The organism is Rhodospirillaceae bacterium, from assembly GCA_040219235.1.
In the GTDB taxonomy this organism is placed as follows: Bacteria; Pseudomonadota; Alphaproteobacteria; order Rhodospirillales; family Rhodospirillaceae; genus WLXB01.
The window spans coordinates 664,586-688,350 of the sequence record JAVJSV010000011.1 but is presented as its reverse complement, the minus strand read 5'-3'; the positions used below and the strand labels follow the sequence as shown (position 1 = coordinate 688,350).

Below are 23,765 nucleotides of genomic sequence, written 5' to 3'. Positions count from 1 at the left end.
CACCTGTGAGTGATATGTTTCATCAGCTTATAACACTCCGTCTCCAAGGAACGTTGCAAGCGAATCGTCTTAAAACCATGCAGTCTCATAGGCTCCAAACGACATAATATTTCCTCTTGATTTGGTCTTAAAACTGCAAATTTCGTTCAACGATGTGAAATTAAAGCGATTCGCTTAGCGCATCACGAATAAATGGTTGATTCATATGCGGGCGGTGGTCCATGGATACTGTCGCGCTGATCACGAGGGGATTGTGGTCAGCTTTGTGCGAATCATAACGACCTCTCTACAAAGGGCGAGATTCGGTAAACACTGTTAGGGAAAAGGGGACCGCACACATGCGGAACGCTATCGAAAATTTATTGTCAGCCCGTAACGGGGCTGTTTTGGCCTCCAGCCTCGCGTTGGCACTGGTCTTATCACCAATTACCTTGTCAAACGCCCGCGCTCAGGCTCTGGAATCAAATATCCGGGAAGTCCAAACGGCTCAGGCCGAGGGTGTTACGGCGCAAGAGCGCATCAACACTCTTGATGATGAAACTGCTGATCTCGAATCCGAGTACAAAGCTGTTCTGCAGCAACTGGACACGCTTCGCGTCTACAACAAACAACTCAGCGAGTTGATTGATGCTCAGAACGCCGAAATTATTGTTGTTCAACGTGACATTGACCGCGTAACGACAATTGACCGTGAAGTTGTGCCTTTGATGCTGCGTATGGTTGATGGTTTGGCAGACTTTGTTGAGCTGGATGTCCCCTTCCTTATTGAAGAGCGCCGCAATCGCGTTAAAAACCTGCAAGCACTTATGCAACGCGCCGATGCCAGCCCAGCTGAAAAATTCCGCCGGGTGCTCGAAGCCTATCAGATCGAAAATGAATACGGTCGGACCATTGAAGGCGTTCGCGGCACAGTTAATACAACTGATGGTCGTCAGTTGACGGTTGATTTCCTTCGCGTTGGCCGTGTGGCTTTGTTCTATAAAACATTAGACGATGCCGAGCTTGCCCGCTGGAACCAGAAAAATCGGACATGGGAAGCCATCGACACCAGCTTTATTTCCTCAGTGAAAAAAGCTCTGTCTGTTGCCCGCGAGCAGGCTGCACCTGACCTCCTAATATTGCCGATCGATGCTCCGGAGAATGCACAATGAACCGCTTCACCAAGACTTTAACAGCTGCCGCGGTTATTGCCGCTGGATTGGCCTCAACGGCTCCTCTCACATTTGCTCAAGAATCCGCCCCCGCGCAGTCATTGCAAGAGCTGCTAGGCCGCGTTCAACAGGGTCGGACGACCGATAACCGGGCCAACGAAAACCGGATTAGTGAGTTCCAACAACAAAAAGCTAACCAGCAGCGCCTGCTGAACGAAGCCAAGGCGGCTGTGGTTCGCGAAGAAAACCTGAGTGAACAGCTCGAAGCGAGCTTCCAAGAGAACGAAATTCGTTTGGCTGAACTGGAAGCAGTTCTTGAAGAGCGCCTTGGGGCCTTTGGTGAACTGTTCGGTGTTGTGCGTCAGGTCGCCGGGGATACCCGTGGTCAGCTGCGCCAATCCTTGATCAGCTCGCAATACCCTGGACGTGAAGACGCCATTGATCAATTAGCACAAAGCACAGAACTGCCCCAAATGGAGCAACTCATAACGCTTTGGTCGACATTGACGCAGGAAGCCATCGCACAAGGTCAGGTAGTCCGCTACCAAGCTCCTGTTGTGACGGTGGACGGCAATGAAGAGGTGGATACAGTGGTCCGGATTGGACCATTTACAGCCCTCTCTGACGGAAAGTTCGTCGATTACTTGCCGGAAACGCAGCGTCTCACAGAACTCGCCCGCCAACCCGGTGCTATGTTTGTCAATGCTGGTGAAGACACCTACAACGCTCAATCGGGTGTTGTGACAGCCGCAGTTGACCCCTCACGTGGGGCACTGCTTGGCCTCTTGGTTCAGACACCATCCTTGCAAGAACGCATCGATCAAGGTGGCTTGGTCGGCTACGTGATCATCACGCTGTTGGTTCTAGGCGTTGCCTTGGCTCTGGTACGCATTGTCAGCCTGTCCCTTACAGGGGCAAAGGTGAGCGCGCAGAAGAAGAGTTCTTCTGCCAACACCAACAACCCGCTGGGCCGCATCATGCAGACCTACGAGCAAAACCGTGGGATGGATGTGGAGAACCTACAACTCAAACTCGACGATGCCATTCTTAAGGAATTGCCGAGTCTTGAGCGCGGGCTGTCCACCATTAAGGTGCTGGCTGCCATTTCACCAATGCTTGGCTTGCTCGGGACTGTGACCGGGATGATTGAGACCTTCCAGGCGATTACCCTGTTCGGTACCGGTGACCCGAAGATGATGGCCGGTGGTATCTCTCAGGCGCTGATCACGACCGTTCTTGGTCTGGTTGCCGCCATCCCGCTGATCCTCTTGCATTCCATCGCATCTGGCCGCTCCAAGGCCGTGATTGAAGTGCTTGAAGAGCAAAGCGCGGGAATCATCGCGAGCCACGCCGAGAGGTCCTAAATGGGCGATTTTGACATCTTTAGTCAGATCCAGCAGTTCCTCGAAAAAGGTGGACCGGTCCTAAACGCCATCATGGTCATCACATTCTTTATGTGGGCCCTGATTATGGAGCGGTTCATCTATTTCGCGGTGTTCCACAAGAAGGTCGTCAAAGACGTTGTTGACCAATGGAATGCGCGATCAGACCATAAGTCTTGGTACGCCCATCAGGTGCGTAACCAGTTGATCTCGACAGTACGGGAAAATGCCACCATGGGGCTTGGCTTCATCGCCACCCTGGTGGCCCTGTGCCCCATGTTTGGGTTGCTGGGAACTGTGACAGGCATGGTCGAAGTCTTCGACGTTATGGCAATCACAGGCTCTTCTAATGCTCGGGCCATGGCTGGCGGCGTTTCTAAAGCAACGATTCCGACAATGTCGGGCATGGTCGCCGCCCTGTCTGGTTTGTATTTCAGCTTCCGCCTCGCCCGTCGGGCACAAACGGAAGTGCTTGAGGTGGCTGACCACCTTGAGCTTGATCACTAAGGGAGGCCTTCGTGGCAAAACGGCATAAGGCAGGCTCAGACGAGGCCGAAGTCGATATGACACCCATGTTGGACATTGTGTTCATCATGTTGATCTTCTTCATCGTTACCGCAACCTTCGTCAATGAACGCGGGTTAGACGTTACCCGTCCCGATTCCGACCAACCTCCGCCAGAACAGCAAAATGTGACGATCTTGATTTCGATTTCAGAGACCGGCACAATTTCCATGGAAGGACGTGACATCGATATTCGTGCCGTGCGCGCCAACGTGGAACGACTCATTGCTGAAAACCCTGACAGTTCAGTGGTTGTTCAGGCGGATCCGCAATCGGAAAGCAACTTATTGGTCGGTGTGATGGACCAGGCGCGCCTTGCCGGCGCGGCTGGGGTTTCCATCGCCGAACTTCAATAGAGAACGGAGGAAACCTATGGCATCCCGTCTCGCAGCTAAAGAAAAAGATGAAGCCGCCGTCGATATGACGCCGATGTTGGACATTGTGTTCATCATGTTGATCTTCTTCATTGTTACCGCGACCTTCGTTAAACAAGCTGGCCTTGAAATTACACGCCCAGATGCTGAAACGGCAGAAGATCAACGCCGCGTCAGCATTCTGATCGCCATTGGCCCCGGTGACTCCGTATGGATGGACAACAAAGAAACAGACGTCCTTGCCGTGCGTGCCGGTGTTGAGAAACTTCTGGCCGAAAACCCGCTTGGGTCTGTTGTGATCCAAGCGGACCAAAAATCTAAATCTGGTGTTCTGATGCAAGTCATGGACCAGGTGCGCCAAGCCGGAGCGCCGGCAACAGCGATTTCGACGTCAAAAGAATAAGCCACAAAGTGGTCCGCCAGATCCAAGGATCCATCTCCGGAGACCGTCTTATAAACAACGGTTCTCCAAAGATAGGGAGTAAGCGATGAATTCCAACACTATGCGGATCGGGATGAGCATCCCTTTAGCCGTTATCGTTACCATTGCTCTGTTTTGGTTGATGAATTACCTCATCAATAACGGCATGGACGCCATGACCGAAGAAGTTCAGGGCGCTGCAATTGATTTCACCCGTGTGGAACGTGATGAGACCGTTCAGGCCAAAGACCGCGCCATTCCTGAGCGTCCGGACAAGCCGGATACACCACCGCCACCGCCACCGATGAACCTGGCGAATACGACCGCCCCAGATTCGGGCGGCGTCGGGATCAATGCGCCAGCCCTGGGTCGTGGCCTTAACCTTGATCGCTCAGGTCTTTCCGCTCCAACAGACGGGGATGCCATTCCCCTGGTCCGTGTGCCACCGCAATATCCGCAACGGGCCGCGTCTCGTGGGATTAACGGCTGGGTGCAGTTGGATTTCACCATTACAGAAAGCGGCGGTGTTGAAGACATTGTGGTTATTGCTGCAGAGCCAAGCGGATACTTTGAACGGGCAGCCGAACGCGCCCTCTCGCGCTGGAAATATAAGCCAAAAATCGTCGATGGCCGCCCAGCCCGGCGTTATAATAACCAAGTCGTTATTACGTTTGAGCTAGAACAATAAGCGCCACAAATATGATTCGCGGCGGTTACCGTCGCACAAAGGAGGCTAAGACCAATGAGCATTAAGACCGTTCTCGGAGGAGTTGTCAGCTTTGCCGTCATGTTTGGCGCAAGCGATGCGGACTATCCTAAGCTGGTGTTTACCGGCAACGCCGCTTACGCCCAGGATGAACCGGCTGAGAAGCCAAATACCATCAAAGTTCAATCGATGAAAAAGCCAACCTTCGACCGTCTGACAGCGGCGCAGGAGGCCATTGAGCTTAAGGATTACGCCACCGCTGACATTCAACTTCGTGAAGCCTTGGCTGATGACAAGGCCAACGAATACGAAAAAGCTTCAGTCTGGATGACCTACGCATATCTCTACGCTGAGCAAGAAAATTACCCTGGTGCCATCGACTCGTTCCAGAATGCGATCAACCTCAGCAATCCCAGCGAAGGTATTGGCTTACCGCAAGGCCAGGTGACATCCACCAAGTACAATCTTGGGCAATTATATATGGTCGTCGAACGCTACCAGGACGCCATTCGAATCCTGGAAGAATGGCGCCGCGAAGCAGAAACCGTTAATGCTGCGGCTTTGGTTTTACTTTCAAACGCCTACTTCCAGACCGAGCAATATCGTCAGGCAATCCCCTTGGTGATTGAAGCCATTGATTTGGAGCCGGAACCCCGCGAACAATGGTACCAACTCTTGCTCGCAGCTTACTTTGAGCTTGAAGACTACGTCAGTGGTGCAGACCTGCTTGAAGTGATGGTTGATTTCTTCCCCACCAAGAAGACTTACTTTCTGCAATTGGCCGCACTCTATGGTGAGTTGGGTAAAGATCAAGAGTCCTTTGCGGTTCTGGTTATGGCCGACAAACAGGGTTTCATAACCGAAGAGTCCGAGCTTGTTCGCCTCGCCCGTATGTACATGTTCCACGAGACCCCAATCAAAGCTGCTGAAGTGATGCAACGTGGGTTCTCTGCCGGAACAATTGAACGGAAGCCCGAGAACTTAGAAGTTCTCGCCAATGCTTATTTCAACTCCCGCGAATTCAACAAAGCCATCCCCCCCCTTAAGGAAGCGGCAGACCGGTCTGACGACGGCAAATTGTCTTACCGCCTCGGTCAGGCATATCTTCAGGATGAGCAATGGGCCGACGCTGAAACAGCATTACAGAAGAGCCTCGATAAAAAGGGTCTCAGCGATGATGACGAAGGCATGGTTTGGATGTTGATCGGCATTTCCCAACTGGAACGGGAGCGCTTCGCAGCCGCTAAACGTTCCATGCAGCGCTCTGCCCGCTACAAAAATACAAAGTCAGATTCCGAGAAGTGGATCAAATTCCTCGATCAGAAGATCGCTTCCGCCGCTTCTTAATTGACACGGCATATCTTCAAGAGATGAAACCGCTGTCAGGCAACTGGCGGCGGTTTTTTTATCTCGCCTTTTCAAAAGGCCAAAGCACTCCTTTTCTCAAAGAGGCCCCGTTTAAAATCTTTACCCGCATTGGTGAGATGGACGGTTTTCCTCAAGCTGTCTTCTGTTGCCGCATAAACAGCCACCAGCCCGCCTCCCTCTAACGAGGTAACATGGCGCATCGTAGAGCTTTGCCCCAGTGCCATGCGCGTGGCCAAGGTATGCAGGGAAACACCATCATCAGCACAGACCTGTAAAAACACAGCGCCCTCAATTGCGTTTAGATTTGAATACGCCTCTTGAACGTATTGGAGTGCGGCCAGCACGTCGGCGTTTTGAGTCATAAGGATTTATGAAGGGGCCGAGACGCCTCACCAAGTGTGATTCCTGTCACACGTGGATGCGTTGGGTCATTAGGGGCATCAGCCTGGTGAATAGTGACTGGGATATTCTTACTGGCCGGTGTTCCAGATCTCGCGCCGTGGGCATAGAGCGGGACCAGCACGTTGGTTTCCGGAAAATAAGCCCCGAGACAGCCAGGCGGAATATCATAAGGCACAACTTTCATCTGCCGCAACACACGTGTGCGCGAGTCTGTAACCACCGTGCTGAGGTTAACCCAGTCTGTATCGTTCAGGCCGCAGTCAACCATGTCCGCGGGGTTCATAAAGACAACCTTACGGTGCCCCTTGATACCGCGATAGCGGTCATCCGGACCGTAGATCGTAGTGTTGTACTGGTCATGGGAGCGGAAGGTCATGAGCGAAAACACGCGCTCGGATGTCTGCGCTTGCGCGACCTCGCGCAATGTCTGCTCCGGCAGAGCATGGACAACAAAGTTGGCCTTGCCATTTTGAGTATCCCACTGCCGCGCCTTGGCTGCGTTGCCCAACCAAAAGCCGCCTTCGCGCAGAATTTTTGCGTTGAAGCCCTCAAAATCGGCAAACACCTGTTCGATCTTGTCGCGGATCAACGCATAATCATTGCGAAAATCCTCCCACGTAATACGAGACTTTGGCAAAACGGCACGCGCCAGCTCGGCGACAATCCATGGCTCGGAGCGAAGCTGTTCTGACGCCGGGCGGTTAAAGCCAGCAGAGGAATGGACCATCGACATCGAATCTTCGACCGTCACAGCCTGACGGCCGGTTTTCTGCTGGTCGATCTCGGTGCGCCCAAGCGCTGGAAGAATCAGCGCTTGTTTGCCATGAATAACATGGCTGCGGTTGAGTTTTGTTGAGACGTGAACTGTGAGGTTTAGATTTTTGAGCGCCTGGTAAGTAACATCTGAATCTGGACAGGCCGCTGCAAAATTACCCCCCATGGCCAGCAGCACTTTCGCGCGACCGGCCACCATCGCCTCAAGCGCTTCAACCGTATTGACGCCCGGCGCGCGCGGCGGGTTAAATCCAAAAACCCGCTGCAAGCTATTCAGAAATTCTTCTGTCGGGAGTTCAGTAATACCCATCGTCCGATCGCCCTGGACATTGGAATGACCGCGCACGGGGCAAGGTCCCGCTCCCTTACGACCTATATTGCCACGCAACAGCAGGAGATTACTGACCGCTTGAATGGCCTCGACACCATGAACATGCTGGGTAAGACCCATAGCCCAGGTGCAGATCACGGCATCAGCAGCCATATAAATCTCTGCGGCCTGCTTGATCTCAATCTGACTAACCCCAGACTGCGCAACAATGCGATCCCAAGGCTCGGCTTTCACGTCCTCGATGAGTGCATCGATTCCATCCGTGTGGGTTTCAACAAAGGTCCAATCAATCACGGGCTTCTCACCGTTAGCCCACGCGGCTTCGTCCGCAATTACAATCACTTTCATCATACCCTTAATAAGAGCAAGATCGCCGCCAACTTGAGGCTGAAGATACAAATGCGTGAGGGACGTGCCGCCACCCATCATATCGCGCGGGCTTTTAGGGTTTGCAAACTTCTCCAGTCCGCGCTCGCGCAGCGGGTTGATCGTGACGATCTTTGCCCCACGCTCTGCCGCTTTTTGCAGATCTCCCAGCATCCGAGGATGATTGGTGCCTGGATTCTGGCCAAAGATGAATATGGCGTCAGCGTGCTCCATATCTTCGAGCAGCACGGCCCCTTTGCCAATGCCAATGGTTTCCTTAAGGGCAACACCAGATGCCTCATGGCACATGTTGGAGCAGTCGGGCAGGTTGTTGGTGCCAAAAACGCGGACGAACAACTGCCATAAGAATGCAGCCTCGTTTGAGGTGCGACCTGAAGTGTAAAACAGCGCCTGATTTGGATCGTCAAGCGCCTGAAGTTCTTTGGCAATTAGCGCAAATGCATCGGCCCATGTAACTGGCACATAATGATCCGTCGCTTCGTCATAGCGCATCGGATGCGTAAGGCGGCCCTGGCGCTCAAGAAAGTAACCATCCTGCTCAGCGAGCCAGGACACTGGGTGGTCGGCAAAAAACTCTGGCGTACACCGACGCGATGTTGCTTCCCAGGACACGGCCTTGACGCCGTTTTCACAGAATTCAAAGGATGATGCGTGGCGGGGATCACCCCAAGCGCAGCCCGGACAATCAAAACCATCCGGTTGGTTCACCTGAGTCAGCGCCCGAAGCTGGGTCAGTGGATTCCCGGACTTGAGTAAAGCGGTGGCACTGGAGGCCAACGCAGCCCATCCCCCCGCAGGCCCTGAGAACGGTTTTGGTTTGAAGGACGGCGCTGTCATAGAGTTTATATCTCCACTTAGAGCGTAAACTTGCAATCCAAATCCGACACTTACTCAGCCGCGATAGGTTGCGCCTCTCGTTGAGTAACGATGCGTTTAACTGCAAAAACAGCTAATAAGGCGATAGCCGCCAGCGCAAGCATCAGGTCAATGGCAGGAATGTAGCTTCCGGCGTATACCCGAATGGCACCAATAGCTGATATGCCCGCTGCTGCCGAGATCGTATCAGCCGCAACAAAAATTCCCAGCAGACGACCATAAGTTGGGCCAGTAAATAGTTCGGCTACCATTAACTGAATCATGGTGAACGCCCCAGAGAAACCAATTCCATACACGAGCGCATAAACATAGAGCATATTTATACCTCCGCCTTCGGCGAACCGAAGAATCACTAAGCCCGCAGCAAGATTGAGAATCGCCAGCAACATGATGTTTGATTTGGAGAAATGATCACTCAACCAGCCGAAAATAAATTTACCGATAATTGAGCACCAGAAGAAGATGCTGAAGACTTCGGCCATTTGACCGCCACTCAGCCCCTGCTCTCTAAAGAAGATAGCTTGGTGTTGTAAAACCCCGGAGATGCAAAACCACAGAACACTGGTCGCGATCTGCAGATACCAAAAAATAGGCATGCGCACCGCTTCACCCAATGATGCGCCGCCGGCGATGCCGAGCCTCTTTGTTTCCGCACTTTCGGACTCGGCTACAGACAACCCATCAGGTGTTGTGCCCATATCTTCAGGACGTGCACGCAACGGCCAAAGCACGGGCAAAAACATAAACACAAAAGCAATGGCTGCGAGGATCATGATGGCCTGACGCCAATCACCCATCTCTAAGGAGCCTTTTATAATGAGGGGTAGAACGGCTCCACCAAAGCTGGAGGCCATCAACAAAACACCAACAGCCCGACCGCGGTATTTGGTAAACCAGCGGCTTGTGGTCATCATCGATGGAATCAGACCACACATTGAAAGACCAAAGGCGAACAAAAGGTAGATGAAGGTAAAGTGCCACAAATTATCCATGAAGATAAAAGCCACCAAGCCGAACACCATGATTAAGGCGCCAGCCGCCATGATGGGCCGGGGGGCGTAGCGATCAAGAAGGAAGCCAATGACCAGATTGTAGACTGAGGCAAATAGAAACTTGACGGCTGCGGGACGTGTGACCTGTTCCTCGTTCCAGCCGAACTCATCCATCAATGAAGGATATAATAAGGGCAGGGTAAAATTGGAGATGCCATTAGAAATGGCGTAGATAGAAAACAAGCCTCCGAGCACAAACCACCCGTAAAAAATTCTCATATCAATTCCCCTACTTCACTAACTGGGCTTTACCCTGCCTCTAATCTAGCAGACCTTACGCCACTCGCACTGGCTCTGGTGCGTTAATTGAGCGTTTAATGAGTAATACACAAACGAATGCTGCGACACAGAGAGCAATCATCAGATTGATCGCAGGGAGGTAACTTTCGGATGCAACCCGCATGCGGCCAAGAACGGCTATACCCACTCCACCCGCCAGCGTATCGATAAACACATAAACGCCCAAAATTCTGCCATATGTCGGGCCAGCAAACAGCTCAGCGATCATCAGTTGGATCATGGTAAAAGCCCCAGAAAATCCTATGCCATAAATGACTGCATAGGCATAAATGGACACCATGCTATCACCATCAACCAATCGCAGAACCACCAAACCAACAGTTAAATTAGCTGTTGCCAGCAACATGATGTTGACCTTGGCGAACTTATCACTGAGCCAGCCGAACAGCACTTTGCCGATGACCGACGAAAAGAAAAACACGCTGAACACCTGTGCCAGTTGAGGACCAGGAAGCCCAAGATCACTGCCAAGATAAATCGACTGATGCTGAACCACCCCTGAGATACAAAACCACATCACGGCGGTTGAGAACGCGAGCAGATAAAACATCGGCGTTTTCATCGCGTCGACCAGTTTAATACCAGCCACCACACCTCTGGCCTCAGGTATTTCTGTCACTTCTGACACAGCGCTGATGCCGCCATCGGGGACCGTATTTTTTTCACTTGGGTCATTGCGCAAAATAAAGACGCACGGCAGGACCATCATGACAAAGCCAATTCCGGCCACAGTCAGCAGTGCAATCCGCCAGCCTTGCTCATCAAGAATTGGGCCAATGATGAGAGGGAGGACCGCCCCACCAAAGCTGGAGGCCATGAGCAAAATGCCAACAGCAAGGCCGCGATACTTGCTAAACCAGCGACTGGTGACGACCATGCTGGGCAAAATTCCATTAAGAGCTAATGCAACTGAGAACCCGACATAGATCATCTTCATCTGATCAAGTGTTGTGATGTAGCGATAGGCGATGAGAACGCCAACAAAAATAATGGACCCAATGATCATCATCGGACGCGGCGCAAACCGATCAACGAGATAACCCACGAACAAAGACAAAATGGCTGTGGCAAAGAAGGATAAGGATGCTGGCCCGGTTACTTCTGCTGCATCCCAGCTGAATTCCATAATCAGAGATGGATAAAATAGGGGCAGCGTATTCAACAAAATGCCGTTAGATGCAGCATAAGTGAGGCACAGCCCAGCCAACACAAACCAACCGTAGAAAACGCGACTCATAACCGGGGAATCCTTATTTTGTGATAGCGGGCAGCGGGCAGAAACAAACTACGAAAGGGCAGCTGCATGATGCCGGAGATGATCTTCCATAAAGGTCGAGATGAAGTAATAGCCATGATCATAACCTGCGTGACTGCGCAGAGTCAGGGCCAAGCCAACTGAGGAACAGGCGTTTTCCAATAAATGTGGATGAAGCTGTTGCTCCAGAAACTGGTCGTCCATACCTTGATCAACCAACAACGCTGGTCGTTTATGGGCCTCTTCCTTGGAGAGACCTTCGATGAGCGCTGCCGCATCATAGGACCGCCAAGTTTCTTGCTTAGTACCGAGGTATCCGCTGAACGCTTTTTCGCCCCACGGACAATTGAGCGGAGAGCATATGGGCGCGAACGCAGAAATGCTCTTGTAGAGCGCTGGATTCTTAAGACCAATCGTCAAGGCCCCATGACCGCCCATGGAATGACCGAAAATGCCCTGACGATTCGTATCTGCTGGAAAATGATCGGCGATTAAGCGGCTTAGCTCATGCGTTATATATGAGTACATACGATAATGAGTTGCAAAGGGCGCTTCAGTCGCATTTACATAAAACCCTGCCCCCAAACCGAAATCCCATCCGCCCTCTGGATCATCGGGGACGTTATCACCCCTAGGCGACGTGTCAGGCGCGACCAACATAATACCAAGCTCTGCAGCGACGCGCTGTGCCCCGGCTTTGATCATAAAGGTTTCTTCGGTACAGGTCAGGCCCGCCAGATACGTCAGTACGGGCACCGGACCGGACTTAGCTTGCGGCGGCACAAAGACCGAAAACTTCATACGGCATTGAGTCTCGGCAGAATCATGAGCGTAAAAGCCAACGGTCCCGTCAAAGCAATGATGCTGAGAAAGCGTTTCAAGAGTCATGGTGATGCCTAATCGTACAACACAACGCTACGGATCGACTTGCCTTCATGCATCAAATCGAAAGCATCGTTGATTTTATCGAGCGGCATGGTGTGCGTTATGAGATCATCAATATTGATCTTGCCATTCATGTACCACTCCACAATTTTGGGAACATCGGTTCGGCCACGGGCTCCGCCAAAAGCAGACCCGCGCCACACTCGTCCGGTCACTAGCTGGAAAGGACGAGTTGAGATTTCCTGGCCGGCGCCAGCAACACCAATGATGATGCTTTCCCCCCAACCCTTGTGGCAGCACTCTAGCGCTTGCCGCATAGTCTCGACATTGCCGATACATTCGAAGGAATAATCGGCACCGCCGCCAGTGAGATCCATTATGGCTTCGACGATATTATCAACTTTGGTCGGATTGATAAAATCAGTCATGCCGAATTGTTTAGCCAATGCCACCTTGCTCTCATTGATATCGATGCCGACGATCTTATCTGCCCCCACCATGCGTGCGCCTTGGATAACATTCAGACCAATGCCACCCAAGCCGAACACCACCACGTTTGACCCCGGTTCCACCTTGGCATCGAACGCCACCGCGCCGACGCCCGTTGTCACGCCGCAACCGATGTAGCAAATCTTATCAAATGGAGCGTCTTTGCGGACCTTGGCGACAGCAATTTCCGGCATAACCGCGTAATTGGCGAACGTCGAGCAACCCATGTAATGAAAAACAGGCTCACCATTCAGCGAAAACCGGCTGGTACCATCGGGCATCAGTCCCTGTCCTTGTGTCGCCCGGATCGACTGGCAGAGGTTGGTTTTGGGGTTTAGACAAAAATCACATTCGCGGCACTCAGGCGTGTAGAGGGGGATAACGTGATCACCGGGCACCACCGAAGTTACGCCCACGCCGACTTCAACCACTACGCCCGCGCCTTCATGACCTAGAATGGCCGGAAATATCCCCTCTGGATCATCGCCTGAGAGCGTAAACGCATCCGTATGACAGACGCCTGTGGCCTTAATTTCAACCAGAACTTCACCAGCTTTTGGGCCACCCAACTGTACGGTTTCAACTTGAAGCGGTTTTCCGGCCTCAAAGGCAACAGCAGCTTTAACGTCCATTTTCAGTCCCTATGTAAAAAATTCTGAACGGCACAGTCTGCCGCAGTGAGGCCCATCATGCCCAGGCTGACCGTAGATTGCCAGCTTTGACAGGTGCGAAAATACAGAGTGCTTTAAGCCTCTACCAACCTGCGGTCGACCGGGGTACATTGGGATCGCATTTAGAAATTGATACGTATCCGGGGCGGGAATGCCTGAGACCAAAGCGCTACTTAACGCGATGCTAAGCGCGACCAGCGATGCCATTATGGTGACCGATCGCGACGGCAAAATTGCGCGTGTCAACCAAGCGTTTGAGCGTTTGACAGGTTATTCCGGAAGTGACTTATCTGGCAAAGATGCCCGTGAGTTGTTCAAAGATTTCAATGACGAAGACTTCTGCAACAGTCTTTGGGCCGCTGCAAGCGCAGATACTCAAAACTATGACTCGGTGCGCTCAAAGCATGCAGACGGCAAAGCGCAGCTGCATAGCTTGAGCATGACGCCGATTTTGAATACCGACAACATACCCACCCAATTTCTGGCGGTCATTTTATCTGAAACGTTCCAGTCCGATGCTGAGTCCGGCGGGACACGCCGTGTCGGCTATGACAGCCTGACCAACCTACCGGATCGCAGCCTGCTTTCTGACCGTGTTGATCAAGCCATATTGAATGCACGGCGGACAGACAAATCCATCGCCTTATTGGTCATGGGCATCGACCGTTTCACCTTCATTAATGACGCGCTGGGTTTTACCACCGGCGACACCATGCTGAAGGAAATGGCAGACAGACTGTTAGAAGTCATTCGACAAAGCGACACGGCCGCACGATTAGACGGTGATAAATTTGCAGTTGTCACCCCCATCTCAGCCATTGATGACAGCGTCATCGTTGCCGAAAAGGTGCTACACGCGACGGAGAAAATCTTCAAGGTCGCCGGTGAAGATGTGCGCATCACCATGTCCATTGGAATCAGCATCTGGCCTGCCGATGGCGAAGACTTTGATGTCCTGCTGAAAGACAGCCTCAGCGCCATGCAACATGCCAAAGGGCTTGGCGGCAATCAGTATCAGTTTTTTGCCTCTGACATGAATGCCAAAGCGAAAGCCCGTTTGGATTTGGAAAAGCGTATGCGTGTTGCGCTCGAAAAACAGCATTACGTTCTTTATTATCAACCAAAAGTGGCGCCAGGTACGGACATCGTAAAAGGATGTGAGGCGCTCATACGCTGGCAAGACCCAGAACACGGCATGATAGGCCCCGATAAGTTTATCCCGATCGCTGAAGAAACCGGGCTGATTCAGGAGATTGGTAATTGGGCTTTGCGACGCGCTTGTTTTCAAAATAAAGACTGGCAAGACAAGGGTTATGACCCAGTACGTATGGCCGTTAACGTATCGCCACATCAATTCAAGTCACCAGATATCTACGACAGAATTGTCTCCGCGCTCAATGACTCTGGCCTGCATCCACGATGGTTGGAGCTGGAAATCACTGAGAGCATGTTGATGGACAATGTCGATGCATCTATTGCCAAGATGCAACAGTTACGCGATCTCGGGTGTGGCTTGGCCATCGACGACTTTGGCACGGGATACTCAAGTTTGAGCTACCTGGGACGGTTCCCAATCACAACCCTTAAAATTGACCGGGCGTTTGTCCATGACGTTCAGGAAAATGAGAATACGGCAGAGATTGCCCGCGCTATTATTGGCCTGTCGAAGGGACTGGATCTTGAAGTGGTCGCTGAAGGCGCGGAACTTTTGGAGCATGTCGATTTCTTAAAAGAACATGGCTGTGACATTATTCAAGGATACTTCTATTCTCGGCCAGTGACGGCTTATGAAATGGAAGAAATGCTGCGCCAATCAAGCCTCATGCCCAGCTATTAAGAGCTTGCCACTAAGAGATTAAGCACTATGGCCACTCCTAGCTTACCCGAAATAAAAGAAGGTGATGCGACGGGTCAAACTGCAGCGTTATATGGTGATATCCGCGCGGTCATCGGCGTTCCCATGGTTAATCTGCTGTTCCGGCATATGGCGACTGTACCTGGATGCCTGCATTGGGCATGGTCAACCATTCGCCCCCTGTACATCAATGAAAAAATTCCAAAAGCCGCGACGACCTTAACCAGTCAGGTCTTGCCTGGGCAGAAAGTAGATCTTAGTGGGCCTCTTAAAGAGGCTGCATTGTCTAGCGACGCTATAAAGGCGATTGACCGGGTGCTTGATGCCTATGGGCGCGCGAACCCTATGAACCTCATTGGGTTGAAGATTATCGATCTCGCGCTGGATCAAAGGCCACAAAGCGCGAGCGTTGGCGCTTCAACGGCACTATCGAGCAGAAACTTAAGAGTGGACCACAGCCTTGAGGCACTGCTGCCCATGGCAGACCTGGAAACAGCACCAGAAAATGTACGCGCAGCGCTGCATGAATTAGCGGTACAGATTCATGGTGGTGATACCGGCGTTGTCCCATCGCTTTACCGGCACTTCGGGCAGTGGCCTGAGTTTTTGCAAAGCCTGAAATTAAATCTAGCCCCTATCTTTAAAGGCTCCGACTTCGAGCATGCAGCCCAAGCCATGAAGATTGCCGGAGAGGAACACGCAGAGCGCTTCTATTTTACGCTACCGTTACCAGACCTTGAACCGCCGAGTGTTGAAACTGCCACGGTTCTGAAAGGATTGATTACTCAATTCCCACCAAATATTTGTCGTATGACGGTCTTGGCAACGTTATTGAGGCGTGGTCTGTGAAAAAGCTCTGAAGATAAAGCCGCAAAGATTGAGCGGTTAAAACTTGGATTGCCCGAGACAGCGTAATTTTTTTATATGGGTTGCGTTTCAATCAGAGTGTCAATTTTGGGTCGCTCCCCAGAGCGCCAGTTGCCAGAAAGCTGGAATTCAATGACCTCAGCAATATTTGTTGCGTGGTCTCCGACCCGCTCAAGGTTTTTAGCAATGAACATAAAATGCGCACCGCATTCGATAGATTCTGGGTCTCCACTCATCTCAGAAAATATGTCGCGCATTATACGCGCATAAAAATCATCAATTTCCTGGTCACGGCTCCACACTGACGCCGCTTTCTCTGCATCGCGATTGGCAAACGCGTCTATAGAGTCTCTCAGGCGTTCACAGGCCAATTGAGACAAGCGCACCAAGTCAGGAGGCGGTAAAATACTCGGGTGTTCGGAAAGAATAAGTGTACGCTTGGCAATATTTTTTGAGTAGTCACCGACACGTTCCAGGCTTCCCGACATTTTGACAGTGCCAAATACGTACCGGAGATCGTCCGCCATTGGCTGCCGCAAGGCCAGAAGGCGAAATGCGCTGGCTTCAATGTCACGTTCGTATTGGTCAACTCGGGCATCAGCTTCAATTAACTTTGCTGCGGTCTCAGCATCACGCTTCATAAGCGCGTCAACTGAGAGAGTCAGGTTGGTTTCGCAGAGACCAGCCATCTGAAGAATACTCGTTTCCAAAGAGGAAAGTTCTTCGTCAAAAGATTTAACTGTATGTGCTGTCGCCATCATCGCAATCGTCCAAACGTTTTGTCATGCCATAATATTAGCAGGTTCAGAAAATTTCTCTATTTCTGGTCTACAATTCTTCGTGAAGAATTTATGACTTACGAATACAACTACGCCTTTAATTAAGCACTGGCAATGTCTAAGCCATGCTGAATCACAGGTAAACTGCGGAGTCGCTTGCCCGTGGCCTGATAGATCGCATCTGTAAGCGCTGGCGCAACTGACGGCAACGAAGGCTCGCCCAGTCCTCCAGGCGATGCCGCATCCCATTCGACAATACGCACACGCACTTCAGGAGCTTCGCCCAAACGTAACAAACGAACAGTATCGAAATTGCCATCTTTGGTTCCGCCGTTCTCAATGATGACCTTCCCGAACAACGCAGCAGATAAACCGTCCAGCGCCTGACTCTCAACTTGAGCGGCCACGCCAGCAGGATTCACCACGACGCCGGGATCAATAACGCAGTCAATGCGTTCCACTTTGAACCCACGACTGACACCAGAGGACTTGCCGGACGAAATATGAATTACATGTGCACATAGCGAACCGTGCGACACATTAAGCGCGATGCCTTTGCTCTGCCCAGGCGGTAAAGGATCACTATAACCACTGAATTCTTCAAGAGCGTCTAGCAACGCCATCATGCGCGGATCATCCGCCAACCAGCGCCGACGATATTCAAGCCCGTTTAGACCTGCACGTTCAGCCAACTCATTGATCATCGCCTCCATAAAGAACACGTTTTGACTGTGCCCTACGGAGCGCCAGTACCCGACTGGAATACCGTTATCGATCATGGCATGTCGATAACGTTGGTGATCAAAGGGATAAGGAGTATCCAGAAATCCAGAGAATGCGCCTGGGTCTTTCCCATCTTTGATGAACGCTGGGAAACGGCGCATGCTGATAGACGGGCTTGCACCAATGACATCCAGCCCGATCGGCAAACCGTCTTCACCGAGAGCAAAGCGCATATGGACCTGAGCTGCGGGGCGGTAAAAATCGCGGCGGACATCTTCTTCCCGCGACCAGAGCACCTTAACGGGCCGCCCACCCGCACTTTGGGAGAGACGCACAGCTTGAACGGCGACATCGGATTCTCCACGCCGACCAAAACCACCACCTAGAAATGTGCGATGAACGCGTATTGTCTCTTTATCGACAGCAAGCAATGCGGAGACATCATCAACGATGATCGAGTGCCCCTGACCGGGCAGCCATACATCTACTGCGTCTTCTCGCACCCACGCCGTTGCGTTCATCGGTTCCATGCAGACGTGGGCCAGGTAAGGAGCTTCAAATGTTTGCTCATAAACGGAGTCAGCGTAATTCATCGCCGCTGTGATATCTCCGTCTTCTCGAATCACTGGCGCATCCATCAGGGTTAATCCGGCCTTAAGGTCTAACTCCAAATTAGCCATACCATAGGCCGCGCGCGGGCCGAGATCCCATTCTGGCGTTAGTGCATCCAAGCCTTTTTGTGCTGGCCAGTAGCCCTGCGCCAAGACAGCAACTGCATTATCCAGTTCGACAACCTGCTCAACGCCTGCAACGGCAAGTGCTGGTGCTGGGTCAACAGATATAAGCCGCCCTTCGTAAGACGGACAATGGCGCACAGCAGCGGTTAACAGTCCCGGGAACTGAACGTCAGCTCCAAACCCTGCCGAACCATCCACTTTGGCCGGCGTGTCCAAACGCTTTTGCGAACGCCCGATAATTGACCATTGCGATTTTGGCTTGAGCAAAACATCTTGGGGCGGCGCAAGCTTGGCAGCGGCTTCTGCAAGAGATCCAAAGGTCAGGCGCTGTTCTGAGCTTTGATGAAATACCTGCCCCAACTCTGCGCGGGTCTCTGAGATTGGCACGCCCCATTCGCGAGCAGCCGCGGCCCGAAGCATTTCGCGCGCCGCAGCGCCAATCGCGCGACTGTGATTGAAAGCCCCACGGATAGAGGTAGACCCGCCCGTACTCTCAAGGGGCAGGCTATACCCCCGATTGTAATAAGCTGGACCATTTGGTGCGAACTGCACACGAACATCTTGCCAACTCGCTTCCAGTTCTTCAGCCACAAGCATCGCCACAGCGGTCATAATGCCCTGCCCCATCTCTGCAAGATGAAGATTTACTGTAACGGTATTATCGGGGGCAATTTGCAACCAATACTCAAAAGCCTGCTCTGGGCGGCCTGGCCATTGGGAGAGATCAAAAGACTGCTGCGCCTGTGCACGCGGCAAACCAATTAGGAGCCCGCCTCCCACAAAAGACAAAGCTTTGATGGTCGTGCGACGGGTTGCACCCAGCGCCGAGACTGTCCGCACAGACGGGAGCGATTCAGATGAAGGATTCATAGTCTGTGCTCCTGTGAAATCACGACGATTGAGAGTCCAGAGAACCTACTTTTGCAATGAAACTCTCTATGGCAGCGCGTGAGTCTGGCTCGTCCAGCGTCGGCACATGGCCTCGATTTTTGATGACTTCAAGGCTTAGGTTTGGCAACCGATTCAGCATTTGCTGGGCTGTTGCCTGAGATAACAAATCTGATAATTCGCCGCGCAATAGCAGCGTTGGCGTTTCCTTCAATCCTTCAAAGAGGCTCCACAAATCTAAGGTGGCTGCACTGTCAGCGGCAAATCCCTCCGACAGACGTGGATCATAATCCTGCACAATCAGTCCATCCTGGTTTTTACGGCAGGTTTTTTGTGCATAGCGAACCCAATCCGCATCAGAGAAATCAGGGTAGACAACATCATTTACGGCCTTCAGCTTGCTGGCCGCCTCTTCCCACGTCGACCAGAGGTCTGCCTTGCCAAGATATCCGCCAATACGCGCAAGACCCCTGGGATCAATTACCGGTCCAATGTCATTAAGAATAAGTCCCGCGACCAGTGTTGGATTTGCCTGCACCATTCCGGTTCCAACGATACCGCCCAAAGAGGTGCCGATTAGAAGAACGTGGTCAATTTTTTCTTGAGCCAATAAGGTGAGCATATCAATAACATAGAGGGGCGCTTGATAGTTTGTGGGATCGGGGTCCCACTGAGATTGGCCGCGGCCACGAAAATCGGCGCAATAAACCCGGCGGTCTGCACTTAGATGCTCTGCGATGCTGGTAAAATCACGCGCATTGCGGGACAAACCAGGCATACATAAGACCGGGAGTCCATGATTGGGGCCGCTATACTCCACATAGTGAAGACAAAGGCCATCTTGAGACGTGAAGGTCTTGTGGATGCCGCTGCCGTAATCCTGCTTATCGGGAGGTCTCATGATCATCCTTAAGCCACATACGCCATGTGGTTGTAAACAAACGCACCACCCCGGTAAAGAAATTGCCATCCAACGGCCAAGCCTTCACAACACGCTCATGCCGTGACACTGAATATTTTTATGGGTCAGACTGAAGCCCAAATTGTTATTAGACCTTATCTCAAAACAGAAACACGAGCCCGTTTGCTTGTGATCATGATAGTTGGTATGGCAACTATGGTAGGCACGGCAATACTGAGTGATGTCACTTTCTTGATGGGAATTATTCCCAATCCATTAGGGCAAATTTAACAGCCAAGCCCATCAGCACTCTGGCGGCAATTATGATAGCACTGATGATGATTCCCGAGGACGAGAGCAAAGCAGCAGCCAAAATAGATGAGTATCTGCACTTAATAATTGAATTTCATCAGAGGACGCTGCTTTGCCCCTCGCGGGTTTATCACAGGTGGTACTTTCAAATATCCGAAATCATAGATTGATAGATTGATTGTAAGTCAAAACTGATTTATTTTAGGGCTGAATTGGTATTAGGTTACTCAATAACCACATGACGTGAGTTGGAACACCCACAGAATGATTCGCCTGCAAACATCAGATGCACTAGCTGATCTTGAATTAATTCGAGACAGAAACTCGTTTCACGATGTCCTTAATCGTAGTTGCGATGCTCTAGGCTATAAGTCTTTTGTCTATTTCTCAATGAATACCGAGGTCGTGTTAAACGCCAAGCTAAAAGATACTTTTGCTGACATGATACACGTCACGAATATCGATTCCTCATGGACAGAACATTACATAAAAGAAAATTATGCCTCCAGCGACCCAGTGGTGACAGATGCCTTTAAAGCACGACTGCCAATCGTTTGGGACGAGGGGTACCGCATCAATACGCTCACATGTGATGAAGCGCAAATGATGGCAGATGCCCATGACTTTGGAATAGAACGTGGATTAGCTGTTCCAATACACGGACCAGCAGGCGAACTAGGAATGCTGTGTCTTTATTCTGATATTAAAGGGAGCAAATTTACAGCACATGTGACGGAAACTAAGCATGACCTGCACTTGCTCGCGAATTATGCTCATTCGGTAGCGCAATCTAAATTGCGGACACTTGAGACTCCAAAACCAATCGCCTTAACTGACAGAGAAATCGAAATCCTTCGCTGGACAACAGATGGTAAAACAGCCTGGGAAATTGGGTCCATTCTCTCCATTTCCGAGCGAACGGTAAATTTTCATCTTCAAAATGCAATGGTTAAATTCGGTGTTCACAACAAGACCCACGCCGCCGCTAAGGCAATGAGTTACGGAATGCTATCCTTTTAAGTGACGTGAATTCTTCTGTTCGCGCTAGACTTAATCTTACAATTAGTCAGACATGCCCTGCTAGTGACGTAACCGTGCAGTTATCCGGGCCCTCATATCTTCCTTAGGTCTCAGAGAAATAAAGTTTCCAATATCTGGATTTAGGTCAGACGTTATTTCAACATCAAACTTTCGATAAATCAGTGGAAGAATGAACTGCATTTCCAAATTAGCCAGCCCCGCTCCAAGGCACACCCGGGGGCCCGCTCCATAGGGCAAATAGGCAAACTTTGATCGCCTAGCAATTTTCTCAGGCAAAAAACGGTCAGGATCAAATCGCTCTGGGTCTTCCCACTCGCTGGGCAGTTTGTGCAAAACATATTGGCAAATTAGCACTGTTGTTCCGGCTTTTATCGACTCTCCACCGATAATGTCATCCTCAATTGCCGTTCGAGAGAACCACCAAACTGTAGGACGTAATCGGGCAACTTCCTGAATTACCCGTTTCGTGTATTCCATCTCTTTTAAGTCTGAATTAGACGGCAGTCGCCCTTGTAATGTATTGTCGGCCTCGCTTCGAACACGCTCAAGTACGTGTGGGTTCTCGTACATAAAATAGATCGCCCAAACTAACAGGCTCGCCGTGGTTTCAAACCCAGCGACCATGAGCGTCACTATTTCATCGCGCAAATGATCATCGGTCATGACCTCATCGCCATCACAGGCGACCATTAGTATACTCAGCAAATCATCGGCAACTTCATTTTTATCGACTATACGCCGACGATCAATCATTCCGGCAACAACCTCATGAACCTCAGCAATTGCAGAATTATATGCGCGGTTCTCACGAGTGGGTAGCATTGAAGCTAGAGTGGTAATGTCCCAAACACGTTTTGCTGTAACTTCATTAATCAGTTGCATAGCGCGATATAGACGCAACCCGTCGTCTGCAAGAGAAGAACCAAAGAAAACTTGCATGAGTACGTCGATTGTCAAAGTTGACATATCTTCAGAAAGATTGAACTCTTCCCTATTCTTGGATTTCTCCTCCCACGCTTGCAAATGATCGCCAATTACACGGATAATATGATCCCCAAGGAGTTGCAGGTTTTTCCGCTTAAACGAAGGCTGTATAAGTTTTCTCTGGCGCTCCCATTGCTCATTCTCAGCAATAAAAATGCCTTCTCCAAACAAAGGCTTCATGCGATCCACAAGCGGAGACTTGCGATAATTGCGATGATTCGTTTGCAGTACGTGTTCTACGTGCTGCGGGTGATTAAGCAAGTATGCTGTCGTCATGAAAATCCTAAGTGGCACCAAATCGCCATACTGCTGTGAACATTTCTCAAAAAAGCGCGCCGTGTCCGTGCGCAACAGGGGCAGCACCCCAAGAATTGGATGACCCTTGGGGCCGTCTAACTTCGACCGTCTAAACATCCTCTAAATTTACGCCTCACCTCTATGCCAAATCGTCTCATCAACCACACTAACGTCCCGTGGTCTGCTCAGACTAGGCTGCCAGCTTATGAGTGTCTAAAGCGTGAGATGTGAAATCCGACATCAACTTCTGACCTGTCAACTCTAATCGTTTCATATTCAACTGACTGACATCAGCATATCCAGAAACAGCTTTCGTGACACCAATCTGCAACGGCTCGCCAAATCGTGTTGTTAGAAGCCCGGCTCTTTTGAGAATGCGTTCGAACCGAATATCCGATACAGCAACGATGCGCTCTATGTTACGCCGTGAAGCAAATTTAAAGAGCTCCTCAAGAAGGGTATTCGTAACTGTGCGAATGGTCCCGAGAGAGTCATTTCCTACGACCCGCTTTGATACAGCAAATCGGCTTATCTCCCAGGTGTTTTCAGCTTCCGGGGCAGGCGCGCCATGCAGCAATTCGGGAAAGACATTTTTCAGCATGTAAGGCCCCGTTGTAGGGAGCAACCGCCACGAGCCCATGACTTCGCCCTCTTCTTCACAGACGATATACACAGGATCGAGATCATCAAAGTCATCGCGTTCTTTGCCTGCGATGCAACCGACATCCCAGTTCAAGCGTTCTTTGAACACCTCGTGACGCAGGCGAAACATACCTTCTAACGCCATCGTTGATGTGGACCGTTGATCTGGCATTTCTATTATTGAAGCCTGCATTTTATGTGACCTTGCCCGTATCAGAAGTAGTGGGTTGTATCGGATCACAACTAAGGCAACGGATAACCTGTCAGAACTGACAGGTAGCAACCATTAAAGGGTCGTGCAGACTTGCCTCTCAACTAACGGGTGTGAAGCAACAACCAATCCAGAGGCTA

At 51.1% G+C, this 23,765-nt stretch carries 21 protein-coding genes; 10 read left to right on the top strand and 11 right to left on the bottom strand.

Going from position 1 to position 23,765, the window contains the following annotated elements:
• Positions 1–338 precede the first annotated feature (338 nt).
• From RIC29_07225 to RIC29_07195, 7 genes are all read left to right on the top strand, one after another.
• The gene (locus RIC29_07225) at positions 339–1,151 is read left to right on the top strand and encodes a DUF3450 domain-containing protein (GenBank protein ID MEQ8734698.1); all 813 of its coding nucleotides are present in this window, start codon (positions 339–341) and stop codon (positions 1,149–1,151) included.
• The gene (locus RIC29_07220) at positions 1,148–2,515 is read left to right on the top strand and encodes a MotA/TolQ/ExbB proton channel family protein (GenBank protein MEQ8734697.1); all 1,368 of its coding nucleotides are present in this window, start codon (positions 1,148–1,150) and stop codon (positions 2,513–2,515) included. Before RIC29_07225 ends, RIC29_07220 begins: the two co-directional genes overlap by 4 nt.
• The gene (locus tag RIC29_07215; protein ID MEQ8734696.1) at positions 2,516–3,040 is read left to right on the top strand and encodes a MotA/TolQ/ExbB proton channel family protein; all 525 of its coding nucleotides are present in this window, start codon (positions 2,516–2,518) and stop codon (positions 3,038–3,040) included. It abuts the gene before it with no gap.
• Positions 3,041–3,051: 11 nt separating this feature from the next.
• Positions 3,052–3,453, top strand: coding sequence for a biopolymer transporter ExbD (locus RIC29_07210; GenBank protein MEQ8734695.1), 402 nt, complete (start codon positions 3,052–3,054; stop codon positions 3,451–3,453).
• A 16-nt stretch (positions 3,454–3,469) separates the two neighbouring features.
• Complete coding sequence (locus RIC29_07205; GenBank protein MEQ8734694.1) at positions 3,470–3,874, top strand: biopolymer transporter ExbD; 405 nt, start codon at positions 3,470–3,472, stop codon at positions 3,872–3,874.
• Positions 3,875–3,959: 85 nt separating this feature from the next.
• Positions 3,960–4,580 carry an energy transducer TonB gene (locus RIC29_07200; protein MEQ8734693.1) on the top strand — a complete coding sequence of 207 codons (621 nt, stop codon included), beginning with the start codon at positions 3,960–3,962 and terminating at the stop codon, positions 4,578–4,580.
• 54 nt (positions 4,581–4,634) lie between these two features.
• Positions 4,635–5,945: a tetratricopeptide repeat protein gene (locus RIC29_07195; protein ID MEQ8734692.1), complete on the top strand. Its 1,311-nt coding sequence runs from the start codon at positions 4,635–4,637 to the stop codon at positions 5,943–5,945.
• A 71-nt stretch (positions 5,946–6,016) separates the two neighbouring features.
• Here the strand turns inward: RIC29_07195 and RIC29_07190 are convergent, their stop codons facing one another.
• From RIC29_07190 to RIC29_07165, 6 genes are all read right to left on the bottom strand, one after another.
• Positions 6,017–6,328, bottom strand: a complete 312-nt coding sequence (locus RIC29_07190; protein MEQ8734691.1) for a hypothetical protein — start codon at positions 6,326–6,328, stop codon at positions 6,017–6,019.
• A complete protein-coding gene (locus RIC29_07185) occupies positions 6,325–8,697 on the bottom strand; it encodes an FdhF/YdeP family oxidoreductase (protein MEQ8734690.1) in 2,373 nt (790 codons plus the stop codon). Before RIC29_07185 ends, RIC29_07190 begins: the two co-directional genes overlap by 4 nt.
• Positions 8,698–8,747: 50 nt before the next feature.
• Complete coding sequence (locus tag RIC29_07180; protein MEQ8734689.1) at positions 8,748–9,983, bottom strand: MFS transporter; 1,236 nt, start codon at positions 9,981–9,983, stop codon at positions 8,748–8,750.
• 79 nt (positions 9,984–10,062) lie between these two features.
• Complete coding sequence (locus tag RIC29_07175; protein ID MEQ8734688.1) at positions 10,063–11,325, bottom strand: MFS transporter; 1,263 nt, start codon at positions 11,323–11,325, stop codon at positions 10,063–10,065.
• A 48-nt stretch (positions 11,326–11,373) separates the two neighbouring features.
• A complete protein-coding gene (fghA, locus tag RIC29_07170; GenBank protein ID MEQ8734687.1) occupies positions 11,374–12,231 on the bottom strand; it encodes an S-formylglutathione hydrolase in 858 nt (285 codons plus the stop codon).
• Positions 12,232–12,239: 8 nt separating this feature from the next.
• Positions 12,240–13,349: an S-(hydroxymethyl)glutathione dehydrogenase/class III alcohol dehydrogenase gene (locus tag RIC29_07165; protein ID MEQ8734686.1), complete on the bottom strand. Its 1,110-nt coding sequence runs from the start codon at positions 13,347–13,349 to the stop codon at positions 12,240–12,242.
• Between the two features lie 190 nt (positions 13,350–13,539).
• On the opposite strand from RIC29_07165, the gene RIC29_07160 reads away from it, so the two are divergent.
• Together RIC29_07160 and RIC29_07155 are read left to right on the top strand one after the other, a co-directional pair.
• Positions 13,540–15,225: an EAL domain-containing protein gene (locus RIC29_07160; GenBank protein MEQ8734685.1), complete on the top strand. Its 1,686-nt coding sequence runs from the start codon at positions 13,540–13,542 to the stop codon at positions 15,223–15,225.
• A gap of 27 nt (positions 15,226–15,252) precedes the next feature.
• Complete coding sequence (locus tag RIC29_07155) at positions 15,253–16,092, top strand: hypothetical protein (protein ID MEQ8734684.1); 840 nt, start codon at positions 15,253–15,255, stop codon at positions 16,090–16,092.
• 71 nt (positions 16,093–16,163) lie between these two features.
• Here RIC29_07155 and phoU read toward each other — a convergent pair whose 3' ends face one another.
• The 3 genes from phoU to RIC29_07140 all read right to left on the bottom strand — a co-directional run bounded on the left by phoU (position 16,164) and on the right by RIC29_07140 (position 20,138).
• Positions 16,164–16,871: a phosphate signaling complex protein PhoU gene (gene phoU / locus RIC29_07150; GenBank protein ID MEQ8734683.1), complete on the bottom strand. Its 708-nt coding sequence runs from the start codon at positions 16,869–16,871 to the stop codon at positions 16,164–16,166.
• Positions 16,872–16,990: 119 nt separating this feature from the next.
• The gene (locus tag RIC29_07145; GenBank protein ID MEQ8734682.1) at positions 16,991–19,219 is read right to left on the bottom strand and encodes a molybdopterin-dependent oxidoreductase; all 2,229 of its coding nucleotides are present in this window, start codon (positions 19,217–19,219) and stop codon (positions 16,991–16,993) included.
• A 19-nt stretch (positions 19,220–19,238) separates the two neighbouring features.
• Positions 19,239–20,138 carry an alpha/beta hydrolase gene (locus tag RIC29_07140; GenBank protein ID MEQ8734681.1) on the bottom strand — a complete coding sequence of 300 codons (900 nt, stop codon included), beginning with the start codon at positions 20,136–20,138 and terminating at the stop codon, positions 19,239–19,241.
• 576 nt (positions 20,139–20,714) lie between these two features.
• On the opposite strand from RIC29_07140, the gene RIC29_07135 reads away from it, so the two are divergent.
• Entirely contained in the window at positions 20,715–21,470 is a 756-nt protein-coding gene (locus tag RIC29_07135) for a LuxR family transcriptional regulator (protein MEQ8734680.1), read from the top strand.
• Between the two features lie 60 nt (positions 21,471–21,530).
• Here RIC29_07135 and RIC29_07130 read toward each other — a convergent pair whose 3' ends face one another.
• Both RIC29_07130 and RIC29_07125 read right to left on the bottom strand, forming a co-directional pair.
• Positions 21,531–22,889 (bottom strand): cytochrome P450, encoded by a 1,359-nt coding sequence (locus tag RIC29_07130; protein ID MEQ8734679.1) that lies wholly within the window; start codon positions 22,887–22,889, stop codon positions 21,531–21,533.
• A 73-nt stretch (positions 22,890–22,962) separates the two neighbouring features.
• Positions 22,963–23,607 carry an acyl-homoserine-lactone synthase gene (locus RIC29_07125; protein ID MEQ8734678.1) on the bottom strand — a complete coding sequence of 215 codons (645 nt, stop codon included), beginning with the start codon at positions 23,605–23,607 and terminating at the stop codon, positions 22,963–22,965.
• Positions 23,608–23,765 lie beyond the last annotated feature (158 nt).

Bases quoted from the DNA above. Each gene is read 5' to 3' on its own strand.
- phoU (MEQ8734683.1), bottom strand. From the start codon at position 16,871: ATGATGGCGACAGCACATACAGTTAAATCTTTTGACGAAGAACTTTCC.
- RIC29_07125 (MEQ8734678.1), bottom strand. From the start codon at position 23,607: ATGCAGGCTTCAATAATAGAAATGCCAGATCAACGGTCCACATCAACG.
- RIC29_07215 (MEQ8734696.1), top strand. From the start codon at position 2,516: ATGGGCGATTTTGACATCTTTAGTCAGATCCAGCAGTTCCTCGAAAAA.
- RIC29_07195 (MEQ8734692.1), top strand. From the start codon at position 4,635: ATGAGCATTAAGACCGTTCTCGGAGGAGTTGTCAGCTTTGCCGTCATG.
- RIC29_07205 (MEQ8734694.1), top strand. From the start codon at position 3,470: ATGGCATCCCGTCTCGCAGCTAAAGAAAAAGATGAAGCCGCCGTCGAT.
- RIC29_07130 (MEQ8734679.1), bottom strand. From the start codon at position 22,889: ATGTTTAGACGGTCGAAGTTAGACGGCCCCAAGGGTCATCCAATTCTT.
- RIC29_07155 (MEQ8734684.1), top strand. From the start codon at position 15,253: ATGGCCACTCCTAGCTTACCCGAAATAAAAGAAGGTGATGCGACGGGT.
- RIC29_07160 (MEQ8734685.1), top strand. From the start codon at position 13,540: ATGCCTGAGACCAAAGCGCTACTTAACGCGATGCTAAGCGCGACCAGC.
- RIC29_07145 (MEQ8734682.1), bottom strand. From the start codon at position 19,219: ATGAATCCTTCATCTGAATCGCTCCCGTCTGTGCGGACAGTCTCGGCG.
- RIC29_07165 (MEQ8734686.1), bottom strand. From the start codon at position 13,349: ATGGACGTTAAAGCTGCTGTTGCCTTTGAGGCCGGAAAACCGCTTCAA.
- fghA (MEQ8734687.1), bottom strand. From the start codon at position 12,231: ATGACTCTTGAAACGCTTTCTCAGCATCATTGCTTTGACGGGACCGTT.
- RIC29_07135 (MEQ8734680.1), top strand. From the start codon at position 20,715: ATGATTCGCCTGCAAACATCAGATGCACTAGCTGATCTTGAATTAATT.
- RIC29_07185 (MEQ8734690.1), bottom strand. From the start codon at position 8,697: ATGACAGCGCCGTCCTTCAAACCAAAACCGTTCTCAGGGCCTGCGGGG.
- RIC29_07200 (MEQ8734693.1), top strand. From the start codon at position 3,960: ATGAATTCCAACACTATGCGGATCGGGATGAGCATCCCTTTAGCCGTT.
- RIC29_07220 (MEQ8734697.1), top strand. From the start codon at position 1,148: ATGAACCGCTTCACCAAGACTTTAACAGCTGCCGCGGTTATTGCCGCT.
- RIC29_07225 (MEQ8734698.1), top strand. From the start codon at position 339: ATGCGGAACGCTATCGAAAATTTATTGTCAGCCCGTAACGGGGCTGTT.
- RIC29_07175 (MEQ8734688.1), bottom strand. From the start codon at position 11,325: ATGAGTCGCGTTTTCTACGGTTGGTTTGTGTTGGCTGGGCTGTGCCTC.
- RIC29_07140 (MEQ8734681.1), bottom strand. From the start codon at position 20,138: ATGAGACCTCCCGATAAGCAGGATTACGGCAGCGGCATCCACAAGACC.
- RIC29_07190 (MEQ8734691.1), bottom strand. From the start codon at position 6,328: ATGACTCAAAACGCCGACGTGCTGGCCGCACTCCAATACGTTCAAGAG.